Source organism: Brevibacterium spongiae, assembly GCF_026168515.1.
Taxonomy (GTDB): Bacteria; Actinomycetota; Actinomycetes; order Actinomycetales; family Brevibacteriaceae; genus Brevibacterium; species Brevibacterium spongiae.
The window spans coordinates 3,593,381-3,618,120 of the sequence record NZ_CP093443.1 but is presented as its reverse complement, the minus strand read 5'-3'; the positions used below and the strand labels follow the sequence as shown (position 1 = coordinate 3,618,120).

Here is a 24,740-nt window from a genome sequence, read left to right as displayed (position 1 = left end):
ACAGGGATGACAGTGCCGACAGCAGGGTCCAGCCCGCGCCGGAGTCGTCGATGCCTTGAGGAGGAGCCGCGATGACCACCCAGTTCGTCCCCGCCGCCGAGGTGCGGCCCGAGACCTTCACCGTCCACGCCGACGATCACCGTGAGCGCGGTCACCGGCGCGGGCAGATGCTGGCCACCGGCATCGCCTCCACGCTCACCGCCTACCGGCGGTACTTCGACCACCTGTCCATCGCCGAGGCGGACGTGCGCTCCGCCGCGACGTCGAGCCTCGCACGGCTGAGGGAATGGTCACCGACCGACGCCGAGGAGGTCGCCGCCGTGGCCGAAGGCGCGGGCATCGCGGTCGCCGAGCTCATGGAGATCATCGCCCGCACCGAGATCATGACCCTGGCCGAGGCCGCCCCGACCGAATGCTCGACCGTGAGCTTCACCGATCCCGGCGCCTCGGTGGCCGCCCAGAACTGGGACTGGGCCGCGGACTTCTCCACCCTGTGGCACGTCAACGACGTCGGCTCCGTGGCTGGTCAGCACCGTCATGTGGGGATCGCCGAGTTCGGCATGCTCGGCAAGATCGGCCTCAACGAAGCAGGCGTCGGAGTCCTGCTCAACATCCTCAAGCACACCGGCGACGAGCCCGGGGGAGTGCCGATCCACATGATCCTCAACCGGGTGCTCAGCCGGGCGAGCACCCTGACCGAAGCGCTGGAGATCATCCACTCGGCCCCGACCTCATCCTCGTCGATCATCACGGTCATCACCGCCGAGGCGGCCGTCCAGGTCGAGATCGCCGGTGACCGCAAACGCGAACGCCGGGCCCGGGCGGCCCACGCGGCCGACGGAGAGACGGGGCAGTCCGGATTCCTCATCCACACGAACCATTTCCTCCACCCCGACCTGCTCGACGGGGCGCTCGAACTGCGCCCCGACTCGACCTCACAGGCCCGGTACCGTCACCTCGCCGAGGCGGTTGTGCGCTTCGAAGCCGAACGTGCCTTGGCAGGTGGTGAGGAGGCCGCGGCCAGCGGCGCAGCCTCGTCCGACAGCACCGCTGCGACGGACGGAGAGAGACACGCCGCCGTCACGGTCGCAGACCTCACGAAGCTCCTGACGACCGGACCGGGCGAGGCACCCGTCAGCTGCACTCCGGCACCCGATGCCCCCTACGGCGATCGCTCGGCGACGCTGGTGAGTGTGCGCATCGATCCGGCCCGGAAGCAGATCGATCTAGCGCCCGGCTCACCGGCCGACGGGCTGCGCGGAAACCGCCGCTTCCAGCTCTGAAACGGCCCGCCCCTGAGGCGGTCGGCCCTGGAACGTCGGTCTCTCAGCCTTCGTCGGAATTGTTCTCAGCGGCCGATTCGGACTTCTCGGCCGCCTCGGCGGCTTCGTTCTCCCGCATCTCGATGACCGCGTCGAGCGCCGAGGCGATCGCCTCCGAATCCTCGAGTGCGGCCTGGATGAGTCGCCACGGCACGAGGTCGAGGTTCTGGTCGCCGATGAGGAAGCGGACATAGGGCTGGTGATGGCGCGGGTCGTCTTTTTCGAGCTCGGTGCCGTAGCGCCACTGGCCGACGGCGATGCGGCGGATGGTCTCGCCGATGAAGCGCATCGCGCCGGCAGTGAACGGGGTCTCCTCCTCGTCCATCATGTCTGCCGGTGAGTCATAGCGGGCCGAGATCTGCTTGCCCAGGCGCGCAAGGCTGTCGCGGTCGAATCCCCAGGACGCCGGGTCGGCCTGCTCCTGCGTCCAGGCGGCGATGCCCGGTTCGACGGTGCCGATGAAGCGGGTGAGGAATTCGACCTCCTCCTCGCTCGAGTTCTCGGCCGTGAGCATGCCCAGTGAGAGTCCCGTGCACTTGCGGCGCGGCTGACCGTCCCCGCCGAGGAGCTCCCGAGCCTTGTCCAGCACCGCGGTGAACACCTCGGCGCTGCGCTGATCGACGGCGGTGAGCACGATGGCCACCAGCGGGATCGGCTCACCGGCGGCCGGGCCCTGTTCGGTGTCGGGGCGGATGAACGGCATCCCGTTGCCGGTGGTCTCGTCGTGGTCCCACACGCCGCCGATCGCTCGCAGGTAGGTTTCGCCGAGGTAGCGGATGAGGCCCTCGAAGAAGCGCCGGTGCTCGGCCTCGAGGATCGCCTCGGTGCTGGGGAACTTCGAGAGCACGAAGAGCTCGAGCATCGGCAGCGACTTCGGGCCGAAGTCCTTCGGGAACTTCACCGTCTCCCCGTCCTCCGTTTCGAAGGTCTCGGGCAGGTCGGCGAGGACGAAGGCGCCGAGGCGGACGTCCATATTGTTGATGAAGGCGGTAAATTCGCGCTGGAGTTCATTCACGGGAACCACCTTAGTGCCTCAGACGGACGTGGTCAGCGCCTGCCAGCGCCTGGTTCAGTCGGTTTCGCAGGGGCTGAAGTCGATGAGGTGCATGAGGACGTCGACGATGAGGCTCGGGTCGATGTCGACGTATTCGTGCATCTCCTTGCCCGCCGCCGCGGTCAGCGCAATTCGGTTGAACACGGAGATGATGACGGTGAGGAATTCGGAGATCGGCTGCTTCGTCGTGGCTCCGGCGACCTCAAGGGCCGTGGCCACCAATGCTGAGAGCCGACCGAGCTGCGAGGCGTTGAGTTCGACGTAGCGGGCGTAGAGGTGCGGGACCCGCAGGCAGTAGAGCTCGATCTCCTGCTCGGTGATGGTCTCGGCCACCGTCTGCTTCTTCTCATTGAAGACATCGTCGATGAATCGCGTCATCAGCGCCTTGATCTCGGGCACCTCTGTGGTGTTCGTCAGCTGTTCGGTCCACCGCTGGATCGTCTCATCGAGACGGTCGAGGTTCTCTTCGGTGCGCATCTCGATGATGGCGAGCACGAGGTCGTCGCGGCTGGAGAAGTTCGAGTAGAAGGCCCCGCGGGTCAGCCCTCCGGCCTCGCAGATCTCCTCGATCGACGCCCCGTCGATGCCGCGCACGGCGAACACCGAGGTCCCGGCGTGAACGAGGGTCGAGCGGGTCTGGCGTCTGCGCGGGCTGAGTTCGTCTGTGTTCATCGTCATCTTCTGGCGGTGGTCCTATCGAGCGCCTGGCGGGGTCCTGTCGACTGCCGAGATCGCGGCGCTGGTGGAAGCGTTCGGGCGACCGCCTCGGCGGCTGAGCATCTGATGGGAATCCTCACGTTTCCTGGGATCCATTTGCACGGACGGTGAGGATTGCACAACAATACAATACTGTATCCAATACACTTTTGTATCGAGGTTTTCGTGTCAACTTTCCTCTACGCCCTGGGGCGTCGTGCGTATCGCGCCCCATGGCGGTTCATCGCCGCCTGGCTGCTCATCTTCGTCCTCATCGGGGCGGGCGTCGCCGCCTTCGCCAAGGACTTCGACAACGACTTCACGCTGCCCGGGTCCGAAGCGCAGACCGCGCTCGACTCGATGAAGTCGACCTTCCCCGAGGCGGCCGGAGTCGCGGCCTCAGTCATCGTCGTCGCCGATGACGGCGACAAAGTCACGGATGAGAAGTACAAGGACGCGATCGATGATGAGGTGAAGCGACTCGAAGACCTCCCGCACGTCGACACGGTGACCTCCCCGTACTCCGACCTCGTCGAGGGCGCCATCAGCAAGGACGACTCGGCGGCCATGATCTCCGTCCAGTACGACGGCACCCAGCAGGACGTCGGCGAGGACGCCGGCGACAACCTCCTCGACGCCCTCGACCCGCTGCGCGAAGCCCTGCCCGGAGCACAGGTCGAAGGCGGCGGCGAACTCTTCCAGATCACCGGCGTCGAGATCTCCTGGGTCGAAGGCGTCGGAGTCGTCATCGCCTTCATCGTCCTCCTGCTCACCCTCGGTTCCTTCCGCGCCGCCGGAATGCCGCTGCTGACCGCACTCATCGGCGTCGGCATCTCCGTCCTCCTCATCGTCGGAGGCACGGCGTTCGCGACGATCAACTCCTCGTCGATCATGCTCGCACTCATGCTCGGTCTGGCCGTGGGCATCGACTATGCCCTGTTCATCGTCTCCCGCGCCCGAGCCCTGCTCGCCGAAGGGCACGAGCCCATCGAGGCGACCGGACGTGCCGTCGCCACAGCCGGATCCGCCGTCGTCTTCGCCGGCATGACAGTGATGATCGCCCTGCTCGGCCTGTCGCTGGCCGGCATCCCCTTCCTCACCATCATGGGCATCGGCGCCTCCGGATCGGTGGCCGTGGCAGTGCTCATCTCGCTGACGATGATCCCGGCGCTGCTCGGCCTCGTGAAATCCAAGATCACCCCGAAGCCGACGAAGCGCTACCGGAAGGCCTACGCGGCCGCCTCGGCGCGTCACAGCGAATCGGATGCCGCCCAGGCGAAGATCGCCGACGACGCCCGCGCCGAGGCAGGGGAGCCGTACCCGGAGACGATCATGAACAGGTTCTTCGCCGGGTGGCTCAAGGTCGTGACGAAGATTCCGCTGCTGACGATCGTCGTCATCGTCGGCGGACTCGCGCTCTTCGCGATCCCCGCCACCCAGCTCCAGCTGTCCCTGCCGACGGCCGGCGACCAGGAGCAGGGCTCCCCGGCCCGCGCGACCTACGACCTCATCGACGAACACTTCGGACCCGGCTACAACGGACCGCTGGTGATGACGAGCCAGATCGTGACCAGCGACGACCCGCTCGGGGACGTCGAGGACATCGAGAAGCGCATCGAGAAGGTCGACGGCGTCGAACAGGTCATCATGGCCACCCCGAACCGGGACGCCACGACCGCTCTGTTCCAGATCATCCCGACCACCGCCTCGGACGACCCGGCCACGCTGGACACCGTGGACCGGCTGCGGGAGCTGAGCACGGAGATCGAGGACGACTATGACTTCGACACCGCTGTCACCGGAGCCACGGCGATCCAGATCGACGTCTCCGATCAGCTCGGCAAGGCGCTGCTGCCGTTCGGCATCTTCGTCGTCGGACTCTCCATCATCCTGCTCATGATGGTCTTCCGGTCGATCGCGGTGCCGCTCAAGGCCACCGGCGGCTTCCTTCTGTCCGTCTTCGCCTCCTTCGGCACCGTCGTCCTCGTCTTCCACGACGGGTACTTCGCCGCACCGCTGGGCATCGACTCGACGGGACCGGTGATCAGCTTCCTGCCGATCATCGTCATGGGCATCCTCTTCGGCCTGGCCATGGACTACGAGGTCTTCCTCGTCTCCGGCATGCGCGAAGCCTACGTTCATGGGTCCTCGGCCAGAGACGCCATCAAGGCTGGTTTCGCCTCATCGGCCAGAGTCGTCTCCGCGGCCGCGGTCATCATGTTCTCCGTCTTCGCAGCCTTCGTCCCCGCCGGCGAACCGATCATCAAATCGATCGCGCTCGCCCTGGCCTCGGGCATCTTCGTCGACGCGTTCCTCGTGCGCATGTCACTGGTGCCCGCGATCATGCAGCTCCTCGGCGACAAGGCCTGGTGGCTGCCGAAATGGCTCGACCGGATCCTGCCCAGGCTCGACGTCGAAGGCGAAGGACTCGCCCACGAGGTGGCCCTGCGCGACTGGCCGGAACCGGACTCGGACTACCGAGTCTACGGCCGTGGCATCGGCGTGTACTCAGGTGCGCGCGGATTCGCCCGCGTCGACATCTCCCTGCTGCCCGGCCAGATCCTCGTCGCCAGCGGCGCAGCCCGCAAGGCCCTCCTGCTCGCCGTCTCCGGCCGGGTCGGGCTCACAGCGGGGGAGATGAAGATCGGCGAGCACGTCCTGCCCGAACACGCCGGACGGGTTCGGCGCCAAGTGCCGTACTTCGACCTCACCCGGGGTGAAGTCGACCAGGCGATCAGCTCACGTGAGATCTCACGGATGGCCGCCTCGGCGCCGGATCTGCTCATCATCGACGGCGCCGAGCACCTCGCGCAGGGGGCTCGGGACTCGGCCGGGACCGGTCGGGATCTGCGCGATCTGCTCCCGCAGCTCGTCGCCGACGGCACCACCGTCGTCCTCGGTCTGCCCGACGGCGATGTGACCGGTCTCCTCAGCCCCGAAACGAACTACTTCCACCTCGACCTCGATCAGGCCAGGCCCGACGAGCAAGGCGGAACCGACAGCGAACCCGGCGGCGAACACACCCACGCCGCTGACAGCACCAACATGGAAGGCGTGCAGTCGTGAGACTCGAACGTGCGAACTCGAAGCGGCCGGTGAACTGGCTCTCCCTCCTCGGCCTCGTCCTCATCCCGATCATCGTGGCGGCCGGATTCATCCTCGCCACCTGGAAGAGTGGGGACCGGCTCGACACCATCGAAGCCGCCGTGGTCAACAATGACGACGGGGCGAAGGTCGACGGCAAGACCGTGCCGATCGGTCGGCAGCTGACCAGCGGACTCGTGGGTGAAGAGGACAACAACATCCACTGGGTCATCACCGACGAGGAAGACGCGAAGCAGGGGCTCTCCGACGGCACCTACGCCGCGAAGCTCACGATCCCCGAAGGCTTCTCCCGCGCTGTGACCTCGGTCGATGACGCGAAGTCGGCCACCCAGACGCAGCTCGACGTCGACGTCTCGGGCACGGCACCGGCCACGGACACGCAGATCTCACGGTCCGTCGCCGAGGTGGCCCGCACGACCTTCAATACGAAGATGACCGAGACCTACCTCGACAACATCTACGTCGGCTTCAACAAGATGGGCGACCAGATGAAGGACCTCGGCGACGCCGCCGGGGATCTCGACAAGGGGGCGAAGGGTCTCAAGGAGGGCACCGACAAGTCCGCGAGCGGTGCCGGCGAACTGTCCAAGGGCATGGATGAGCTGGGCAAGTCCGGAGGCGAGCTGAAGACCGGTGCCTCCGACCTCGCCGACGGCGCCGGCGAACTGTCGAAGGGCGCCTCGGAGATGTCCGGGGGCCTGAACAAGATGGACAAGCAGACCTCGAAGCTGCCCGAGAGCACGCAGAAGCTCGCCGACGGTTCCGGGAAGCTCTCCGACGGCGTCGACGAATACACGAAGTCCATCGACGAGATGATCAAGGGCTTCTCCGGCTCAGGCGACTCCGGCGAGGGCGGACTCGACGACCTCATCGACGGCGGCAAGAAACTCGACAAGGGCGCGCAGGGCGTGTCCACGGGTGCCACCGGTCTCTCCGACGGACTGCACCAGTACCGGGATGGGCTGAAGAAGGGCGCTGACGGTGCCGACCAGCTCGCCGCGTCGAAGCCCGACCTCGACGCGCTGGTCGAGGCGGGCATGATGAGTTCCGACGAGGCAGACCAGGCGCGGGCCGAGATGTGCCCGACCGGTACCCCCGACCAGGTCTGCCAGGGCATCGAGCAGGCCTATGCTCAAGGGTTGCTCAACGGCACCTCGGGCGGACTCAACAAGGCCGTCGACGGGCTCGAACAGGAGCAGAACGGCTCCTCGCTGCTCGGCGGGTCCGATGACCTCGCCGACGGCGCCTCGGAGCTCAGCGACGGGATGTCGAAGTTCGTCACGGGACTCGAGGACGGCCTCGGGAAGCTGACGAAGGGCATGGAGGACATCTCGAAGAACGCTCCGAAGCTGCTCAAGGCCTCGCAGGGGCTGAGGGACGGAGCCGCCGGCGTCGCCGACGGCAATCAGCAGCTCGCCGATGGGATGCCTGCCCTGTCCAAGGGAGTCGGGCAGCTCGCGGACGGTTCGTCGGAGCTCTCCGATGGTGCCGGTCAGCTCAGCGACGGACTCGACAAGTACAGCACCGGCGTCGGCAAATACACCGACGGCGTCTCCGAAGCCGCGACCGGCACCGGTGACCTGGCAGCCGGGCTCGACGAGCTCGACGAAGGCACCGGGAAGTACGCGAAGGGCGTGAGCAAGTTCGCTGACGGAGTCAAGGACGGAGCGGACGAAGTGCCGACCTACACGTCTCCGGAACGTGACCGGCTGTCGAAGGTCGCCTCGGCGAACATCGAGGCTCCGAACACGGACGGCCTGACGAACATTCTGGCCGGGTCGACGATCGCGCTGCTCATCATGCTTGCACTGTGGATCGGTGCGCTCGTCACCTACACGGTGCTCAAACCGATCCCGGCCTCGACCCTGCTGTCGACGAAGTCCTCGTTCGCCGTCTGGGCGCGTGGCCTGCTGCCCGGCCTCATCGTCGGTGTGCTGCAGGCGCTCGTGCTCTCGATCCTCGCGGTGACCGTCATGGACATCGACGCGATCCAGGGCTTCGACATCGCGGTGCTCACCTTCGTCTCAGCGATCGTGTTCATGATCCTCAACTTCGCGCTCGTGGCGTGGTTCGGCGGTGTGGGCAGGTTCCTGTCGGTGATCGCCGTGGTCCTCGCCGTGGCCGGGCGGACGATCGGCGCGGTGCCGCAGTTCTTCGACTTCGTGGCCCCGATCCTGCCGCTGACCCCGTCGATGAACGGCTTCGCCGCAATCGCCGCGGGCACCTCGGGACAGGCCGCGGCCTACGGCGGACTGTTGGCCTGGGCGGTCATCGGCATCGTGATGTCGCTGCTCGCGATCGTCCGGGCACGGACCACGAAGCCCGAAGAGGCCCTCGCCATGGCGTGAGGGCCGGCCGGCGGCGCTGGCGGTTGGCGGCGCCGGTCGTGGCTGGCGGAGCTGACGCCCGGCGGCCGGCGCCCGGCGCCGAGGCTGTGGTGGCGGCCGCGCGCTCCGAGGTCGGGGCTGGCGGTCACCGAAGCTGTTTCGGCCTAGGTTCTTCTGAAGGGATCACGTTCTTCGGTGAGCCGTTCGGAAGAACGTAGGCCCTTCTCGCTCCCGAGCCCTCAGGGCGGCCTCGGCGGGCGCAGAAAGAGGTGTCGCGCTCAGAAAGCGGAGTCGACGGTGCCGCGATAGCCGCCGCAGCGATAGTCTTTGCCTCAGAGGAGGTCGAGGATCGCTTCGGCGGCGGCGTGAGAGTCGTTGAGCGTGGCGGCGTTGACCCCCGGGTTCGCTGCGATCGCCAGACCCCACTGTTTCGAGGACAGCTGGATGGACAGCGCGAAGCGACGGGGATGCGCCTGCCCTTCGACGTCGATGGTCCGGTATGGGCGAGGGGTGAGAGCGAGTCCGTTGAGGAACTTCTCGCGTCCATCATCCAAGGTCAGGCGGGCAGCGGTGAGCTGACCGCGCTCGAGCATCCCGTACAGCAGCACATCGGCGGCACGGGCCACTGAGTTTGTTGGGGAGGCAGCGTCGATGACGACGCCTCCGGTGATCTCACCGGCTGCCTGCGCCGAAGTGACCTTGAAGATCTCCGGGTGGGGACGCGGCGACCGAGCGACAGCGGTCGAAGCGGCGGTCGAGGCAGTCGCATCCGAGGAAGCAACCGTCGAGCCAGTCACATCTGAGGCTTCGTCTGCGAGAGCAGTCGTGTTCTCCTCGATGCGCATGTCCGGGCCGATGAATGTCACGATGCCCGCCTCGGCGAGGGCGAGGAGTTCGGCGATGCGTTGCGGGGGAGGCCCGTCGCAGATTCCGGAGACGAAGCCCTCGAACCAGCCGAGGATCTCCATATCGATGCTCACCCGGTCGATGTGGCCTGCGACGATGAGCTCCTTGAGCAGCAGCCGAGACTGCCACAGCACGGGGAACAGAGCCTTCTCCGGGTGGCCCGTCGGGCCGGCCAGGGAGCTGTGCAGATCGGTGTGCAGGAAGTCGAGCATCCATTCGTGCAGTGACCCGGGTTCACCGGGTTCGCGACTGACGAAGAGTTCGCCCTCGAGCGGGTTGAGCAGCGAATGCAGCGACATGCGGTCGGTCGGATCGGGGACGAGCGCCTCTTCGATCTCGGACCACGCGAAGGCCTCACGAGTGACGCGCCCCTGCCGGGCGGCATCGTCGGTGGCTGTCGCGCTCGCGGCGGTCCGCGGACTCGGCACGGTCCGGGACGTGCTCGTCGATTGGGTGGTTGCCCGGCCGGCTGCCTGTGGGTGGGTCTCCTGCCAGGTGCGTCGGGTCAGGTGGCGGGAGACCGCCTCGGCGATGGCCTCACGCAGCTGACCGGGGTCACCGGCGAACGCGTCGGGGCGGACCTGGGACAGCGTGTGATAGTACGCCAGACGCAGATCGGCGAGGATGAGCGGCCACAGCTGATCGTTGAACCTGGCCTCGGCGAAGCCGTCACCCTCGAGACTGTCGAGACCGGCCAGCAGAGCGACGTTCTCCCTGGTGAAGTACCGCAGCGGCCAGTCCCTGCGGGGATGGTCGCGGCAGATGGGCTTGCTGCGGTACGGAATGCCTCGTCGCGAGCCCAGGGCGAGCAGAGGCTCACGGCCGCTGGGTCGGTAGCGCAGTTCGCCGTTCTGCTGCGGGAGGTACTCACCCCCGCGTTCGTGGGTGAACAGCGTCTGCAGGTCGAAGTAGTTGAGCCCCATACCGCGGACGATGACACGGTCGCCGGGGGCCACCTCGGCGACGGGGGTCTCTGCCGGCAGCCCCTGCGGCAGGTACAGCCCGTTGCTGAGTTCGGCGAACGCCGCCAGCCGGGCGCGTTCCTCGGGCTGAGCGCTGGGGATGTGGCCGACGGCGAGCACCACGGCGGTGGCGATGATCGTCGTGCCGTTCTGGCAGCGCACGAGCTGTTCCGGGACGGGGGTGTCAACGTCGGATTCATCCAACGTGGGCAGGTCGATGACGGATTCGGCCTTCGTCGGGTGTTCGACGATCTCGACGCAGGCCGGTGCATTGCTGCGGATGCGAGTGTAGGCGTCGCGGAGGTAGCGGCCGTAGAGGGCGCGGCTGGGGAACGTCGAGTCAAGCGGTTCGGTGCCGCCGCCGGCGACGTACCACTCGGCCATGGAGGGGCCGGGCGGTTCCTCGTCGGGGCCGAGGAAGGTGCAGCTGGCGTCGGGGAACACGGTCTGTTCGGCGATCGTGGTGTTCATCAGCAGAGACTCGGGCTGATCGGTCCGCCACACGATGCCCGCACCCATGGGGTACGGGTCGATGAGGTGGATGGTCAGCGCGGGCTCGGCTGTGCCGTCGGGCTCGGTTGTGCCGGGCTCAGCCGACGAGCCGGCGAAGCGCTTCGCGGCCAGGGCCACGAGCCGTTCGAGGATGGTGAGACCGCGCGGTCCGACGCCGATGATCGCGACCGCGGGAGCATGTGTCCTCTCGGGCTCGTTCACCCCTGTTCGTCGGTTCCGGCGTCGGGGCCGGGGTAGCCGGGGAAGTCGTCTCCGGGCTTGAACCCCTTCGGGTAGCACTTGCCTTCGGCGTTGGGTTCGCCCGGTGTCGCGGTGGCCTCAGCGCCTTCCTCTGAGCCGCCCTCTGCGGAGCCGGCCTCGTCGGTGCTCTGCTCACCGGAGTCGGCGGAGTCTGCCGGCTCGTTCGCCGCGGCGGATTCGTCGCCCGATTCCGAGCCCGATCCCGAGTCCTGGGATTCGCTGCCGTCGTTGGTCGGCTTCGGCGTCTCCTCACCGTCCGACGCGCCCTTGACCTCGCCGAGGATCCACTTGTGGAGGACGTCGAAGTCGGGGTCGTAGGTCGGGGTGACGTCGTTGTTGATCTGCACCGAGGTGACGTCGCCCTTCTGCATCATGAGGGCGAGTTCGATGAACGCAGGGATCTCGTTCTGTGGAATCGAGGTGGCGATGTTCCGGGTTGCGGAGTTCGCGAGCTTCGGATAGGCCGAGGCGATCTCCTGCGGGTCGACCTGTTCGAGTGTCGTCTTGAGCATCCGCTGCTGACGACACATGCGGTCGTAGTTGTCGCTGCCCTCACGGGAGCGGACATACCACAGTGCGTCCTTGCCCTTGAGCGTCTGCGGACCGGGGTCGACCCAGCCGTAGACTTCGTTCTTCACGCCGGACATCGATTTTCCGCCGCCCATCGGGATGGGGCGTTCGACGTCGATCTTGACTCCGCCGATGGCATCGACGACGTCTTCGAATCCGGCCATATCGACCGCTGCCCAGTAGTCGAGTTTGAGTCCCAGGGAGCCCTCGACGGCCTGCATCGTCGTCCACATTCCCGGTTCGAGGCCGTGCGCATTGCCGATCTGGTCCGGGTTCTGCTCGCCCCACTGCCAGACGGCGTTGATGAGGTCCTCCGAGGAGTTGCCGGAGGGACGGAAACCGTCGGGCCACTGCTTCTCGAGTTCGCTGCCTTCGGGGAAGATCGGGAACGCGAGGTTGCGGGGCACGGAGATGAGCGCGGCGTTGCCGGTCTTCGTGTCGATCGAGGCCACGAGCATCGTATCGGGGCGGGTGCCCTCACGGTCGTCGCCGTTGTCGCGGCCCATGAGGAATACGTTGATATAGGGCTTGTCCGCCCAGAGTTCCTCAGCGCTGTGGGCCTTGCCGGTGCTGTCGCCGAAGAGGCTGGCCACCGTTGATGACTGCACGCGGGCGAACACCGAGCCGACGCCCAGCGGAATGCCGATGATCAGTGCCAGGGAGACGACGAGGACGCCGGCAAGCTTGTTCTGCCAGGGCCGATATCGGTGCCCGCGCCGCAGCCCGAGGTGGGACACGACCATCACGAGGATCCAGATCACCGCCACGAGCACCGCAGCGATGGCGAGGAAGTTCAGCGTCGTCGGGCTGGCAATCACGGTCGCGACCGCTCGAACCGGTCCCTTGACCAGCAGATAGATGAGTCCGACGATCAGCGTGAGGACGAAGAGCCCGAACACCAAGAGACCGGCGGGCCGGAAGCGAGTGCGCAGCAGCCCGATGCCGGGAAGCAGTGTGCTCAGCGAGGTCCAGCCGACAAGGCTGGGGAAGGTCTCGCCGAGGCGGGAGGAATGCCGGCGCGCCCGTGCGGGCCCGTGGCCCGCCGAGTCGCTGTTTCGAGCCGCCTCGGTATCGCGGCCACCCGTGGATCCGCCTGCGCCGGCAGCCGCACGAGCGCCGGTCTGCTTGCGGTCGGCTGCCGCCGTGCGGTCGCGAGAACCGCGACCGCGGCCGCGCTCACGGCCTTCGGCGGCGAGTCGTTCGCGTGCTTCGCGGCGGCTGGTGGGTGAGTCGCCGGCTTCGCCGTCGTCGCTCGCCGAGGCGGTCCTGTCCTGCCGTGCGAACGTGCGCGGGGCATCGTGGTCGGCTCGGCGGGCTGACCTGCGATCGGCTGAACCCGGCGTGTCGGAGTGCGGGTCATCAGGAGTGTTCGATCCTGCGGCGGCGGCAACGCCGGCTGCGGAAGCTCCGCTGGCGGCTGCGGCACGCAGCATGCGAGCCTCGCGTCGGGTCCGCGGGGCGACCGGACGCGGGGTCGGGGCTGCGGAGGATTTCGGCTGTGCGGGACGGGCACTGGTGTAGGCGTCGTCGCCGACGTCTGCACGGGAAGATCGTCCTCGGGAGTCGGACTGGGAACGACGGGGCCGGTCGGAATCAGACCGGGAGCTGCGCGGTTCGAATGCGCCGGTGGGGGATTGGCGGGAGTGCGACGGTGGTGAATCGCCATTGTCGCTGGCGGCCGTGTCGCCGCGGAAACGGGGACGAGAGGAGGCGCGGAGCCGACGACCTGCGGCGGGAGAATCGGGGTCGTTCCCGTTCGGTCCGTGCTTGTCAGGGGGAAACTCTGGCAAGTTGTCTACTCCTCAAAACTCTCTTCTCGTGCAGTACGGCCCGCTCGTCGTTCTCATCCGTCGGCATCGGGAGCGTCGTCCGACGCAGGCAGTCCCGACCGGTGTTCCCGCAAGGAGAGGAGAGCAGACCGCAAAGCACATCACGCTGATTTTACGCCCGGACATTGATGAATGCTGGAATTCCGGTGTGGGGGAGCGTGGGAAACGGGACGTTCGGCCCGAATTTACGGAGATCGCGGGTCGTCGATTCTATGACGAAGCCCACTCTCATCGTCTGCGCTTTGCTCTGGGCGGCTCCTTTCCCTTAGGCTGTTACCCGTAGTGCTGGCAGGTCTGTCGACATGTTTTCCATGGGACGGCCGGGGCGCTGCATAAGAAGGAGTCGTGGCTGAGCGGCCGAAAGCGTCACCCTGCTAAGGTGAAGTCCTCCAATAGGGGGACCGTGGGTTCAAATCCCACCGGCTCCGCACAACGGGAAACCCCCGCGTATCGCTGAAACGAGCGGAACGCGGGGGTTTTCGCATGACTCGCTGTGCTGACCAGGAAACGGTTCGGTTCGACCAGTGACCGATTCGGTTCGAACCGGGCGACCAGTTCACCGAAGGTTCACCGCAGTCGACAAGGCCTGTAGTGAATATGGGGCGACTTCGGGCTAGGGTGATATGAGTCCGTCCCCACCGCCACCGGAGGCCCCCGAACGGGATCGACTCCGGCGACCTTCGAGGAGAACCGAAACCACCATGCGCCCCATCCGCAGGACAGCTCTGTCCGCTGCCGCCGTCGTTCTGGCCGTGACCCTGACAGCTTGCTCATCCGGGGACGACGCGGACGCGTCGAAGACCGATGACTCCGGTTCGCAGGAGACGGAGCAGGCATCCGATGATTCCGGGGATGGGGGAGCGAAGGGCGAAGCGGGATCCGCCGAGGCGGCCGGCCTCGATATGAATGATCTGCCCGATCCGATCGCCTCCCAGGACATCCCCGCCACCGTCGAAGGCGACGACGACGCGAAGTTGAAGGTCGACCTGTTTGCCCTCAAGCGGCAGGGTGAGACCGTCGTCGCTCAGTTCGGATTCACCGTCAACTCGAGCTCGACCGAAGAAGATTGGCTCTACGGATATCTCGGCGACGAATCCTGGGATCCGTTCCTCGTCGACTCGCGGAACCTGCGCAAGCACCAGGTGCTCAAGCACAATGTCAATCGGGCACAGACCACCTCTCAGGGGCCGAAGTTCAAGCCCGGTCAGACCTACTACGCCTTCGCTGTCTTCGCGGCCCCGCCGCCAGACGTGCAGGAGGTCGAAGTCTCGGTCGTCGACGGCATGAATCTTGTGACCGAAGCGAAGATCTCGTGAGACTCGCAGTTGCCTGTTCCACAGCGGCGGTACTTGCCATCGGCATCGCCATCGCCGCCCTGCCCACGGCCGCGAACTCGGTGACTCCACAGGACGTTGCGGACAGAGGCACTCCGACCCCCGATGATTTCACCGACCCCGAGCAGTCGAAGCTGGAGGAGAGCATCGTCGAACTCGACAAGGGGATTGACGAGCTGGACAAAGGAATCGAAGACCTCGAATCCACCAAGGTCGACGGAGGCGACACCGTCGTCACCCTCGACACCGATATCCTCTTCGACTTCGACTCGTCCGAGCTCAGTGACGAAGCGAAGAAGAAGATCGAGGAGCTCGCCGAGGATCTGCCGACGGACTCGGAGATCACCGTCGGCGGTCACACGGATTCCAAGGGCGAGGACGACTACAACAAGAAGCTCTCCGAGGACCGCGCGAAGGCCGTCTCCGAGGTGCTCACCTCGGCGAAATCCGGCCTCGACGTGACGGCGAAGGGATTCGGCGAGTCCGATCCCGTCGCATCGAACGAGAAGAGCGGCAAAGACGATCCCGAGGGCCGAGCGAAGAACCGCCGCGTCGAGATCCGCTACGAAGACTGAGTCGGACCGAAGGCTGGCCGGATAGGGTGTCATCCCCTACACTCGGAATTGTCAGTCAATCGAAGAACGTCTGACAAAATCTTTGGACGACGAGGCGATCGACGCATCGTCCGAGCAGCGCAAGGAGGTCAGGATGAAGATTCTGCTGGTGGGATCGGCCGGACATGTCGGCGGCGTGGCACGCGCCGAACTCGAGCGGCGAGGCCACGAAGTCATCGGCGTGACGCGCTCGACCGACCCGGGCGTCGATACCTCGGATCCCGATTCGATCTCCCGCCTGCTGCAGGCCGTCGGCACTGTCGACGCGATCGTCGTCGCCGTCGGTGCCGCCGCATTCAAGCCGGTCACTGAACTCACCCGCGAGGACTACACCGCGGCGCTCACCTCGAAGACGATGGGCCAGATCGAGTTCGTCACCCAGGGCCTCGACCACCTCAGCGACGGAGGTTCGATCACTTTCGTCACCGGAGTCCTCAGCCGAGAGCCCGTGCCGACCGCTGCGGCTGCTGCCATGGCCAACGGGGCCGTCGAGTCCTTCGTCATCTCCGCCGCGCCTGAGCTCCCGCGCGGCATCCGCATCAACGCGGTCAGCCCGAACGTGCTCGCGAACTCCCCGCACTATCACGACGCCTTCGCCGGAATGACCCCGGTGAGCGACGAAGAGGTGGCGAATGCCTTCGTGCGTTCGATCGAGGGCAACGTCACCGGCCGCATCCTCACGGTCTGAGGCGGTCTGACGATGGCGGCGGCCGCAGGCAATGAGAAGGGCAGCGCAAAGACCGAGGGCAATCGGTCCGACCGGGTTGCCTCGCGCTCTGACGACCGCTCCGCCGACCGTTCGGCCGACCGAGTTGCCGCGCGCCCGCCCGCCTCGAACACCGAACGTCGCCAGCGCGTCATCGACGAGATCAAACGCCGCATCGTGCTCGGCGAGCTCATGCCCGGCCAGCGGATCATCGAAGCGGACCTGACCTCGTCGCTCGAGGTCAGCAGGCCGACAGCCCGTGAGGCACTCAACCAGATGGCGCGCGACGGCTTCCTCATCCAGGAGGCCTACCGGGGCCTGCGCGTGTCCAACATCGAAGTCGACTCGATGCTCGAGATCGCCCGTGTCCGCGTGGCGCTCGACAGCGAAGCCATCGACGAGATCCTCGACGATCCCACGGGCGGGCGCATGGCTCGCCTGGAGGAGATCTGGAAGCGCTTCGAGAGCGAGAGCACTGCGGCCGACCCGCTCGCCGTCCACGAGGCGCACATCCGATTCCACCGCGGCATCTGGGAAGCGGCGGACAACTATCTGCTCATGCGCATCTGGCCCGTCGTCGAAGCCCAGATGACGATCATCCTCGCCTACGATCAGTTCACCAGGCGCGACTCCGGCCGCGCACACGCCATCCACGCCGCGCTCATGCGCGCCATCCGCAGCGGCGACCGTGCCCGCATCCGCACAGCACTCGACGTCCACACGATGGACAGCGCCCAGGAACTCGCGCTCCTCGTCTCCGGCTCCACTGACCAGGGCTGAGCTCCACCGACCAAGGCTGAGCCCCACCGACCACAGCTGAAGCTCGCCGAGGCGGCTCAGCAGCACCGCTGCAGCTGGGCCCTGTTTTTCGGCGCCGATGGCCCCGCACGACTCTGCACCTTCTGAAGCGACCCCACCGCTTCTGTCACGCCGTGGATCGTCCCCGCCGCACCTCGATCCCGCCCTGCCCGGGGATCACCCGAAGAATGCCCATCATTCACAGAGGTGAGAGGCATTGACGATCTCACAAACTCTGCGTAGCGTATTCCTCAAGAGATTGTCATACAATGTAAATGCAAGCGGTGATGCCGGCGTCTGAGTCGGTCGAGGATCCGCCGACTCGGGAGACCAATGGAGGGGACCGGATGAAGACTGTCATCATCGGAGGCGGCGTGGTCGGGCTGACCAGCGCATACGAACTGGCACAGCGCGGGCACGACGTCACCGTCATCGAGGCCGGACGCTGCGGCGCCGGTGCCTCCCACGGCAACGCGGCGAAGATCGCCATCGCCGAGAGCACGCCGGTCCCGGCGCCGGGAGTTCTCCTGCAGGGCATCCGCTGGATGCTCAGGCCCGACAGCCCGCTGTCGATCAAGCCGTCCCTGGCTCCCGGGTATCTGAAGTTCCTGCTGCAGATGGCCCGGCACTGCAATGCACGCGATTTCGACGCCGGACTCGACCTCCACCTGCGCCTCGGCGAGGATGCGAACGACCTCTTCGACGAATACCAGCGGCAGGGCATCGATTTCGAAATGCACGACCGCGGAGTGCTGCTGGCCTTCGAAACCCGCGAACGCTTCGACGAACACTGCGCAAGCCTGCCCGTCTTCGAAGCCGCGGGCCACCATCCGCAGCGTCTGCACGATGATGAGGTGCGCGAAGCCGAACCGGCATTGAGCGATCGGATCCGCCACGGACTCTTCTTCTCTGCCGACCGGCAGATCGAACCCGACTCCCTGACCGCGGGCCTGCTGGCGAAACTGGCCGACCTCGGTGTGGTCGTGCGCGAAGACACGCGAGTGCAGCGCTTCGTCCGCTCCGGCGATGTCGTGACCGCCGTCGTCACGACCGACGCCGAGGTCATCGATGCCGACGCCATCGTCATCGCCGCCGGAGTCCCCTCCGGTGCGCTGGCCGCAGGCCTTGGTCAGAAGATCCCGATCTACTCGGGCAAGGGGTACAGCATCGACTACTCGCCGGCCCCCATCCGACTGCGCACCTCCCTGACACTCGAAGACGCTCGCGTCGCAGTCACTCCGCTGGACGGCATGCTCCGCTTGGCCGGAACCATGGAATTCGGAAGCAAGGACGACCGAGTCAACGACATCCGCGTCGGCGCCATCCGCCGGTCCGCGCAGGAAGCCTTCCGTGACTGGGACGACGGCGACGGTGAGCAGACCCCGTGGGCAGGCTCGCGTCCCATGACCCCGGACGGCCTCCCCGTCATCGGACGTCTCGGATCGGCGCAGAATGCCTACATCAACTCCGGACACTCGATGCTCGGTCTGACACTGGCACCCGGATCCGCCCGCCTGCTCGCCGGGCTCATGACGGACGGAAGCTCGACCCTGCCCGACGAACTTCTCGCCCGGGTGTCCCCGAACCGATTCTGAACCCACACCGGACGGCCACCCGAGCCGCACCCGCTCACCACCCGCACCACTCGTGCCCGAACAGAACAGGAAAGCCCCATGACCACACAGCAGTTCACCGGCGTCTTGGCCGCCGTCGTCACCCCCTTCACCGCAGATGGGTCCGAGATCGACACCGAAGGCATTCGCCGACAGGTCGACCATATCGTCGGCAATGGAGTCCACGGACTCGTGCCCGGCGGATCCACCGGGGAATTCACCTCCCTGACCGTCGCGGAACGCAAGGCCTCCAACCGGGCCTACATCGAAGCAGCCGCGGGACGCGTGCCCGTCGTCGCCGGCACCGGCGCCCTGAGCACAGCGGAGACGATCGAACTCACCCGGGACGCGAAGGACGCAGGAGCCGACGCTGTGATGATCGTCCCGCCCTTCTACGACGCCCCCGATTTCGATGCGCTCATCGCCCACTATGCGGCCGTCACCGAGGCGGTCGACATCCCGATCATGTACTACAACATCCCAGCGGCGACCGGGGTGGAGCTCAGCGCCGAGCAGCTGGGTGAACTCGGTCGTCGCACCGGTGTGACCAGCTATAAGGACACCGGCGGGGACTTCCCGAAGTTCACCGAGGTCCGCTACGGGCAGGCGGCTGACATCCAAGCCCTCAACGGCTGGGACACTCTGACCTTCGCCGCCTTCGCCCTCGGTGCAGAAGCAGGAGTCTGGGGAGCCGCGAGCGTCGTTCCCGGCCTCTGCTCCGAACTCTACGAGGCGGTCGTCGTGAATAAGGACCTCGATCGGGGTCGGAAGCTGTGGGAGAAGATCAATCCGATCTGTGTCTTCCTCGAGTCGCACAACTATGCTGGCGCCATCAAGGCAGGGACGGCACTCGTCGGCGTCGACGCCGGCCCGACCCGTTCTCCGATCCTGCCCTTGGCCGAGGAGTTCGTCGATGAGTTCCGCGGTCTGCTCCGCAGCGCCGGCGTCGAAGTCGTGGGCTGAAGCCCGCGCACAGACGCAGAGACGAGGAACAGTGAAGAACAGACAGCTCATCCAGGCCGTCGACGTTCACGCGGCCGGTGAACCCGGACGAGTGCTCATCAGCTCGGGACTGCGGGTCAAAGGTGCGACGATGGCCGAGAAGCTGCGCTATTGCGAAGAGCATCTCGACGACTTCCGCACCCTCATCCTGCACGAACCCCGCGGCTATCCCGGCCTGTGCTCGCCGATCGTCGTACCTGCGACGGACCCGAGCTGCGATTTCGGGATGATCGTCATGGAACAGGGCGGGTTCAAACCGATGTCGGGGTCGAACCTCATCTGCACCGTCACGGCGCTCGTCGAGACCGGAGCCGTCGACGTCACCGAACCCGTCACCGAACTGCGGGTCGACACTGCTGCCGGTGTCGTCACGGTCCGCGCCGAGGTGGAGGCGGGCAGGGCGAAGTCGGTCACCTTCGACAACGTCCCGGCCTTCGTCCACGGGCTCGACCTGCCCCTCGAGGTGCCCGGCTATGGGACGATCCCCGTCGACATCGTCTTCGGCGGACAGTTCTACGTGCAGACCTCGGCGGACCACCTCGGCGTGGACCTCGATCCGGCCAACGCGAAGGAGATCATCCGCGCTGCCAGCGTGATGCGGCAGGCGGCGAACGAGACGTTCGAGGTCAGCCATCCGCTCATCCCCGAGATCGACTCGATCGGACTGCCGATGATCCACGGCCCGGCCCGTACCGCGGGCACGGATGGACGCAACGCGGTCGTCCTGCCCAACGGCGTCGTCGACCTCGACGACCCGAGCACGTGGACCGGGACGCTCGACCGTTCGCCCTGTGGAACCGGGACGAGCGGTCGGGTCGCGGCCAAGCACGCCCGCGGCGAGCTGCCCGTCGGCCAGCGCTTCGTCCACGAATCGATGATGGGCACGACCTTCACCGCAGTGGTGAAGGAAGAGACCGAGATCGGCGGACTGCCGGCCGTGATCCCCTCGATCACCGGGCGCGGCTGGATCACAGGATTCCAGCAGCTCGTCCTCGAGACCGATGACCCGTTCCCGCTCGGCTACACCGTCGGCGACATCTGGAGCGAAGGCACCACCGTATCCGCACCCACATTCGAGAACTGAGGAGAGAACATGGAACTGCAGGGTCGACGAGTCATCGTCACCGGCGCTGCCGGCGGCATCGGCTCAGCCATCGCGGCCGCCTGCGCCAGGCAGGGAGCGCTTGTTGCCGCGGTTGATCGGATCGAGGCCGCGATCGGTCCCGAGGACGGCCTCCCCGCCGAGGCGATCACCCCGTTCATTGCGGATCTCACCGAGCCGCAGGCCTGCTCGGAACTCATCGCCGAGGTCGGCGAGAGTCTCGGAGAGATCGACGGACTGGTCAACTGCGCCGGAGTGATGCGCCGAGGAGATCTGCTCGAAGTCGATGACGACGACTGGGCGGTGACGTTCGGAGTCAACGTCGACGCGGTGATGCGACTGTGCCGCGCGGCACTGCCCTCTCTCATCGCCGCCGAGTCAGGTGCGATCGTCAACATCGCCTCACAGTGGGGGCTGCAGCCGGCTCGCGGTCATATCGCGTACAACAGTTCGAAGGCCGCCGTCGCCTCGCTGACCCGCAGCCTCGCCGTGGACTTCGGGGCCCAGGGAGTGCGGGCGAACTCGATCTGCCCCGGTGAGATCCTCACCCCGATGCTCCAGCAGAAACTCGACGACAATGGAATCGCCGAATCAGAACTCGCCTCGACGATCCCGCTGGGACGGCTGGGCCGCCCCAGCGAAGTCGCCGAACTCACGACCTTCCTGCTCAGCGACCGAGCGTCCTTCATCTCCGGCGCCGCAATCGAGATCGCCGGCGCTCAGCAGGTGGGATCATGAGCGCGGGAGCACTGACCGGTCGACGCATCCTCGTCACCGGCGCATCGAAGGGGATCGGCGCCGCGATCGCCCGTACCGTCCACCGTGACGGCGCCGAGGTGGCCGTCCACTTCAATTCCGACGAAGCCGGTGCCACAGCGCTCGCCGCCGAGCTCGGCGAGCGGGTCCACCTCGTCCACGGCGACTTATCCGATCGGGAAGCGGCGACCGAGATCTGGGCCGCAGCATCCTCGGCGATGGGCGGCATCGACACTCTGGTCAACAACGCCGGTGCCTGGATCGCCTCACCCCTCGAGGCGGAGGACAACCGAGCCGCAGGGAGCGATGCGTGGGCCAGGGGATGGGACGCGAACCTGCAGCTCAACCTCCTGTCTGCTGCCGACCTCTGCCGGCAGGCGCTGCTCGACTTCGCCGACCACGGTGGGGGAGCGATCATCAATATGACGAGCCGCTCGGCCCACCGCGGCGACGATGCCGAACATCTGGCCTACGGTGCGGCCAAGGCCGGCCTGCTCAGCCTGACGAAGGGGATCGCGCGAGGGTACGGCCACCTCGGCGTGTGTGCCTATGCCATCGCACCGGGCTGGGTCGACACCGGACTGGCGGCCGGCGCCGTATCGGACGAGGTGCTGGCAGGTCTGCCGCTGCGCGAGGTCACCCCTCCTGAGGATGTGGCCGAACTCGTTGCCTTCCTCGCTTCCGGCCGGGCCCGTCACCTCACCGGGTCGACGATCGACGTCACAGGCGCGGACTACGTGCGCTGACTTCGGTTCATCGGCAGCCTGCCCGACCGGCACACATGAGGCCCCGGGACCGATCGGTCCCGGGGCCCCATGCTGTGGGTCAGAACCGCACCGCTTCGACGAACTTCTTCAGTTCGGGGTCTTCGGTGTGGTTGAAAGCGTCGTCCGGCGTCGCATTCACCGCGATCTCCCCTTCATGGAAGAACACCACACGATCAGCGGCCTTCGAGGCGAAGGCCATGTCGTGGGTGACGAGCGCGACGGCGATGCCTTCTTCTTCCTTGAGCCGGCGGAGGACGTCGAGGACCTCGGCGGCGACCGGCGGATCGAGCGCCGAGGTGATCTCGTCACAGAGCAGCAGCTTCGGCTGCATCATCAGCGCCCTGGCGATCGCCACACGCTGGCGCTCACCACCGGAGAGCTGGACGGGCTTCGACCGGATGTGATCGGACATCCCCACCTCGGCAAGTGCCTTCTTGGCGCGTTCGAGAGATTCGCTCTCGGACATGCCGAGTCGCTTCCTCGGCGCCAGCGTGAGGTTCTTGAGCACGTCCATATGGGGCCACAATGTGTAGCTCTGGAAGATCATTCCCACATGGGAGTCGACCTGCTTCCATGCTGGTGTCCGCTTCTGCTCTGAGAAGACCACCTCGCCGTCGAATGTCATCTCGCCGTCGTCCGGATCCGTCAGGCCGGCGATCGCGCGCAGCAGAGTCGACTTCCCCGAACCCGAACGGCCGATGATGACGGTGATGTCGCCCGCTCGCATATCGAAGTCGATGCTCTTCATCACCTCCCGATCGCCGAAGCTCTTGCGCAGACCGCGGCAGGAGACGAGCACATCGCCGATGTTCGCCGAGATCGCTCTTCCCGCATGTGCGCGAGCGGCGTTCGTCTGGCCGTCGTCGGCCTGGGTAGAACCCGCATTCGCAGGTGCGACTTCATTCATGGCTTCACCTTCACTTTCCCGCCGGGCATCATCTGCACTGCAAGTCCCTTCTTCTTCCTGACGCTGCTTCCGACCATGAGATTCCGTTCGATCTTGCTGAGGATGAGCGATGCCGGGAACGCGATGAGGAAGTACATCAGCGCCGCCACGGTGAGGATCTCGAGTGCCCGGTACGACTCGGTCGAGATCTTGTTCGCCGTGAACATGAGATCGGCGACGGCGATGGTCGAGACCAGGGCCGTGTCCTTGAACAGCGAGATGTTGAGCGAGAGGATCACCGGCAGCTGCTGTTTGAGTGCCTGCGGCACGATGATGTACCGAATCTGCTGGAACCTGGAGAGCCGGAGCATCTTACCCGCCTCGACCTGTTCAGGCGGCACCGCCTGGAATCCGCTTCGATAGGCCTCGGCCATGAAAGCGGTGAGGTTGAGGGTGAGGGCGATGACGGCTGAGATCGTACCGGGGATGGTGATGCCCGTCAGTGTCGGAAGGGCGTAGTAGACCCAGAACAGCTGGACGAGCAGCGGCGTACAGCGGAAGATTTCGATGTAGAGCTGAGCCAGCCAGCGGACCACTTCGATGTTCGACATCCGCAGGAATGCCACCGGGATCGCCAGGATCATACTCAGCGCGATGACGATGACTGCGATCTCCAGGGTGAGCACAAGCCCCTCGAGCAGCCGAGGGAAGTTGTTGGTGACGACAGACCAGTCGAATTGATAGTTCATTGTGACTCCTCGTCGAACCTCTTCATCACTTCATCTCGAGATCGCCGAGTTCGTTGGGGTCCACAACGCCGGCCTTGTCGAGAGCGGCTTGGAAGGAGCCGTCGTTCTTCGCATTCTGGATCGCAATGTTGATCACCTGCAGCGATCGGCTGTCGATGTCAGGGCTGACCCCGTAGTTCGAGTCGCTCTTGAAGATGACCGGCTTGGGACGCACGATCTTCAGGGACTTGTTCTTCTGGGCGGCGTCGGCGAGAGTCGGGAGATCGCCGAATGCCGCAACCGCACGCCCGGCCTCCATCGCGCTGATCGACTGCGGGATCGCCTCGGCATTGACGATGTCGACCTTGAGGTCCTCGACCCGTCGCTCGTACGAGGTGCCGGTGGCCACGGCGACGCCCTTGCCCGAATCCACGATGTCTTCGGTGGATTTGAGACCGGAGTCGGCCTTGACGATCCACACCCCCTCATAGGTGTAGACCGGATCGGTGAACTGAATGGCCAGCGACCTCTCCGAGGTGGCGTCGAGGTAGGCGCCGACGTCGAAGCGATCGGCTTGGAGACCAGAGACCATCTTCGACCACTCGGCTGCCACCGGAGTGAATTTCACACCCATCTCCTTGGCGAGATTCTGCAGCGGCAGGACGTTGGGACCGCCCATCTTCCCGTCTTTCTGCTCACCGGTCATCGGCGGTGCCGAGGCGATGCCGACCCGCAGCTCGCCCTGGTCTTTGATCTTCTGGATCCACGCACCGTTTTCGGTGCCACCGGCTCCGGAACCGGAGCGGAAGCCGGCTCCGAAGTAGCCACCGGCGAGCGCGAGGACTATAACCCCGACGATGGCGATGATGATCTGACTGGTTTTGGACATCGTTGTCTCTCTTTGTCATGC

The 24,740-nt window shown here is 66.2% G+C and carries 19 protein-coding genes and 1 tRNA gene; 13 read left to right on the top strand and 7 right to left on the bottom strand.

Annotated elements, in window-relative coordinates:
- Positions 1-71: 71 nt before the first annotated feature.
- Positions 72-1,283 (top strand): C45 family autoproteolytic acyltransferase/hydrolase, encoded by a 1,212-nt coding sequence (locus L1F31_RS16305; protein WP_265418282.1) that lies wholly within the window; start codon positions 72-74, stop codon positions 1,281-1,283.
- Between the two features lie 43 nt (positions 1,284-1,326).
- Here L1F31_RS16305 and L1F31_RS16300 read toward each other — a convergent pair whose 3' ends face one another.
- The gene (locus L1F31_RS16300; RefSeq protein ID WP_265418281.1) at positions 1,327-2,337 is read right to left on the bottom strand and encodes a hypothetical protein; all 1,011 of its coding nucleotides are present in this window, start codon (positions 2,335-2,337) and stop codon (positions 1,327-1,329) included.
- Between the two features lie 54 nt (positions 2,338-2,391).
- Positions 2,392-3,048 carry a TetR/AcrR family transcriptional regulator gene (locus L1F31_RS16295; protein ID WP_265418280.1) on the bottom strand — a complete coding sequence of 219 codons (657 nt, stop codon included), beginning with the start codon at positions 3,046-3,048 and terminating at the stop codon, positions 2,392-2,394.
- 210 nt (positions 3,049-3,258) lie between these two features.
- Between L1F31_RS16295 and L1F31_RS16290 the strand changes: the two genes are divergently transcribed.
- The gene (locus L1F31_RS16290; RefSeq protein WP_265418279.1) at positions 3,259-6,138 is read left to right on the top strand and encodes an MMPL family transporter; all 2,880 of its coding nucleotides are present in this window, start codon (positions 3,259-3,261) and stop codon (positions 6,136-6,138) included.
- Positions 6,135-8,525: a YhgE/Pip family protein gene (locus L1F31_RS16285; protein ID WP_265418278.1), complete on the top strand. Its 2,391-nt coding sequence runs from the start codon at positions 6,135-6,137 to the stop codon at positions 8,523-8,525. Before L1F31_RS16290 ends, L1F31_RS16285 begins: the two co-directional genes overlap by 4 nt.
- 311 nt (positions 8,526-8,836) lie before the next feature.
- Here L1F31_RS16285 and L1F31_RS16280 read toward each other — a convergent pair whose 3' ends face one another.
- On the bottom strand, positions 8,837-11,086 hold the full coding sequence (locus L1F31_RS16280) for an FAD/NAD(P)-binding protein (protein WP_265418277.1): 2,250 nt from the start codon (positions 11,084-11,086) through the stop codon (positions 8,837-8,839).
- Complete coding sequence (locus tag L1F31_RS16275; protein ID WP_265418276.1) at positions 11,083-13,485, bottom strand: LCP family glycopolymer transferase; 2,403 nt, start codon at positions 13,483-13,485, stop codon at positions 11,083-11,085. Before L1F31_RS16275 ends, L1F31_RS16280 begins: the two co-directional genes overlap by 4 nt.
- A 378-nt stretch (positions 13,486-13,863) precedes the next feature.
- On the opposite strand from L1F31_RS16275, the gene L1F31_RS16270 reads away from it, so the two are divergent.
- The 10 genes from L1F31_RS16270 (at position 13,864) to L1F31_RS16225 (ending at position 22,195) form a co-directional block, all read left to right on the top strand.
- Positions 13,864-13,952: transfer RNA gene (locus L1F31_RS16270), tRNA-Ser, on the top strand.
- A gap of 273 nt (positions 13,953-14,225) precedes the next feature.
- Positions 14,226-14,840, top strand: a complete 615-nt coding sequence (locus L1F31_RS16265; protein WP_265418275.1) for a hypothetical protein — start codon at positions 14,226-14,228, stop codon at positions 14,838-14,840.
- Positions 14,837-15,433, top strand: a complete 597-nt coding sequence (locus tag L1F31_RS16260; RefSeq protein ID WP_265418274.1) for an OmpA family protein — start codon at positions 14,837-14,839, stop codon at positions 15,431-15,433. The genes L1F31_RS16265 and L1F31_RS16260 overlap by 4 nt, the downstream gene beginning before the upstream one ends.
- 133 nt (positions 15,434-15,566) lie before the next feature.
- Positions 15,567-16,160: a short chain dehydrogenase gene (locus L1F31_RS16255; RefSeq protein ID WP_265418273.1), complete on the top strand. Its 594-nt coding sequence runs from the start codon at positions 15,567-15,569 to the stop codon at positions 16,158-16,160.
- A 12-nt stretch (positions 16,161-16,172) separates the two neighbouring features.
- The gene (locus L1F31_RS16250) at positions 16,173-16,958 is read left to right on the top strand and encodes a GntR family transcriptional regulator (RefSeq protein ID WP_265418272.1); all 786 of its coding nucleotides are present in this window, start codon (positions 16,173-16,175) and stop codon (positions 16,956-16,958) included.
- A gap of 365 nt (positions 16,959-17,323) precedes the next feature.
- The gene (locus L1F31_RS16245) at positions 17,324-18,571 is read left to right on the top strand and encodes an FAD-dependent oxidoreductase (protein WP_265418271.1); all 1,248 of its coding nucleotides are present in this window, start codon (positions 17,324-17,326) and stop codon (positions 18,569-18,571) included.
- Positions 18,572-18,649: 78 nt separating this feature from the next.
- Entirely contained in the window at positions 18,650-19,552 is a 903-nt protein-coding gene (locus L1F31_RS16240; protein WP_265418270.1) for a dihydrodipicolinate synthase family protein, read from the top strand.
- Positions 19,553-19,583: 31 nt separating this feature from the next.
- Positions 19,584-20,675 (top strand): proline racemase family protein, encoded by a 1,092-nt coding sequence (locus L1F31_RS16235; protein WP_265418269.1) that lies wholly within the window; start codon positions 19,584-19,586, stop codon positions 20,673-20,675.
- Between the two features lie 9 nt (positions 20,676-20,684).
- Entirely contained in the window at positions 20,685-21,431 is a 747-nt protein-coding gene (locus tag L1F31_RS16230; protein WP_265418268.1) for an SDR family NAD(P)-dependent oxidoreductase, read from the top strand.
- A complete protein-coding gene (locus L1F31_RS16225) occupies positions 21,428-22,195 on the top strand; it encodes an SDR family NAD(P)-dependent oxidoreductase (RefSeq protein WP_265418267.1) in 768 nt (255 codons plus the stop codon). Before L1F31_RS16230 ends, L1F31_RS16225 begins: the two co-directional genes overlap by 4 nt.
- A gap of 79 nt (positions 22,196-22,274) precedes the next feature.
- Here the strand turns inward: L1F31_RS16225 and L1F31_RS16220 are convergent, their stop codons facing one another.
- Genes L1F31_RS16220 through L1F31_RS16210 form a run of 3 tightly spaced genes read right to left on the bottom strand, consistent with a single transcriptional unit; the run spans position 22,275 to position 24,719 of the window.
- Positions 22,275-23,123 carry an amino acid ABC transporter ATP-binding protein gene (locus L1F31_RS16220; RefSeq protein ID WP_265418266.1) on the bottom strand — a complete coding sequence of 283 codons (849 nt, stop codon included), beginning with the start codon at positions 23,121-23,123 and terminating at the stop codon, positions 22,275-22,277.
- The gene (locus L1F31_RS16215; RefSeq protein WP_265418265.1) at positions 23,120-23,851 is read right to left on the bottom strand and encodes an amino acid ABC transporter permease; all 732 of its coding nucleotides are present in this window, start codon (positions 23,849-23,851) and stop codon (positions 23,120-23,122) included. Before L1F31_RS16215 ends, L1F31_RS16220 begins: the two co-directional genes overlap by 4 nt.
- A gap of 25 nt (positions 23,852-23,876) precedes the next feature.
- Positions 23,877-24,719: a substrate-binding periplasmic protein gene (locus L1F31_RS16210; protein WP_265418264.1), complete on the bottom strand. Its 843-nt coding sequence runs from the start codon at positions 24,717-24,719 to the stop codon at positions 23,877-23,879.
- Positions 24,720-24,740: the final 21 nt, after the last annotated feature.